Here is a 1,941-nt window from a genome sequence, read left to right on the forward strand (position 1 = left end):
TCCGGATACGGAGACCTACGTCCCACCAAGACACCCTTCCTCGGACCATCAAGATCCATTGTCAGAGTGTCCACACCACAGGGGTCACCTCACTCCGCTCCTGACACCTGGGGTGCGCGCCGCTGGGACGGGCCTGCAGGCGGGCGTACGGGAGCGTCGACGCCCCGCTGCGCCCTGCTGTTCCACCGAGGCCCGGGCCGGGACGAGCCGGCCGCCTGCCCCGGGTCGCCGTACGGCGTGGTGCGCCCGGCTGGGACGAGCCGGCCGCCTGCCCGCCATGCCGCCCCGCGTGGAGGCTGCCGTTCACGGAGGTGCACCACAGTGCACTTCCGTGGGCTTCGTCCCGGGCGGCGCCCCGCTCCTTCTCGCCCCACGGCCGCCGCCGTGCCCGGGCCCTTCCCGGCCCTGGTCCGGCCTGACATGCCTCGGCGGGGGTCCGGGTTGCACGCCCGACGACGGATACAGAATCCGAAAACAAATTCAATGACCTGCGGGACTTGATTATCCGGTATTCTGGAATCCTCAGATGAAGGGGGCGGAAATGCCGGAACGCACCATCGAATTCGGTAAATACGGAGCCAGCGGTGTGAAAGGAAGCGACCTTGTCGGCCGCCGCCTGGACGACCTCGCGACCGGTATTGCCACCCCCGTCACGCAGAAGCGTGGTCTGGATGCGCGTCTGCGGTACCTGACGAAGTCCCCGCGCGCCCTGGCCGCCGCCCGCGCCGCCGGCCTGACCGTCACCGACCGCACCCTCAGGGCCTGGACCACGGGCACCCGCAAGCCCAACGCCCGCAGCCTGGAGCAGATTGAGGCCGCCTACCGCACGGTGCGCCGCCACAACGTCGCCGCGCATCTGCTGCGCCGCCTCAACGCCCGCGGCGGCACCCGCGTGGAGCTCCACCCCATCAACCAGGCTGCCGTCGGCCGCCGTTTCCAGCGCGTGCTGGAGTACCGCTCCCTGAACGTCCGCCGCTGGGACCGCATTGTCGAAGCCTGGCGCGACCAGGACGACAGCGCCCTCGCGGACGCCTGGGAGAATGAGATCGTGGACCTCGGGTCGCAGTGGGGCCAGTACGAGTACGCCACGAACGTGGGCTTCTCAGCCTGACCCCCTCCATGGCCCCACCGGTGAGGACCGGACAGCTCTGACATGCGTAGCGCGGAGCCCGGCGACCGACGTCCCCCGCACGAGCCGGCCGGGCCCAGCTGGCCGTCGCCGTGACCCGGCGGCCTGGTGTTTTACGGCCGTAAAACCGGAGCCGGACAGCACGCCCCAGCAAGACGCCGGCACGTCCTCCAGCGAGGCCCCAAGCCCAGCCAGGAGCTCCGGAAGCCGGGAATCACCGAAGCCTTTCCGGCACCACAAGACGCGTTATCCAGCCGGAATGCGAGCGATTCCAGAGAGCCAAGATCGCCACGCTTCAGGCAGTCACCTTGCAGACCAGGAAACATCCGGTCCACTGAAATGACGCACGGCGCGACCCAGCCGAATGAGCCCCGGCACAGCCACCAGAGGAGACCTCAGGGGGTGCCCTCTGAGGCAATAATGTATCCGGCCCAAACAGATGACGCACACTGGCGGACAGAGGTGCCCCCGCGATAACCTCAACCCATGCCCCCAAGGCAGCACGCCCCACTTCCCCGCCCCGCCACCAGACTTGACACAGCGTCACCACCCCAGGCCACCCCTCCCCGTAGCCAGCCCCAGGCGGGCGCGGAGCGCACGCCGTCAGTCCAGTACGCGGAGCGTGCTGGACCCTTCAGGGCCGCCAGGCCCTAAAGGCCGGGCCACGGAGTGGACCGGCACCCCGGGACGAAGTCCCGGCAGGGGCGCGCAGCGCCCCGTACCGCCCGGTCGCGGAGCGACCGGCCTTCCGGCGCTTGCGCCGGAACCGCCCCGTAGGGGCGGCGCGTCGTGTCTGCGGAGCAGACCGCGCG

At 70.2% G+C, this 1,941-nt stretch carries 1 protein-coding gene; it reads left to right on the forward strand.

Annotated features, from left to right (window positions below):
- The first annotated feature begins 541 nt into the window (after positions 1-541).
- Positions 542-1,111: a transcriptional regulator gene (locus ABT160_RS46920; RefSeq protein WP_351656544.1), complete on the forward strand. Its 570-nt coding sequence runs from the start codon at positions 542-544 to the stop codon at positions 1,109-1,111.
- Positions 1,112-1,941 lie beyond the last annotated feature (830 nt).

Origin of the sequence: Streptomyces sp. NPDC001941, assembly GCF_040296945.1 — a bacterium.
Taxonomy (GTDB): domain Bacteria; phylum Actinomycetota; class Actinomycetes; order Streptomycetales; family Streptomycetaceae; genus Streptomyces.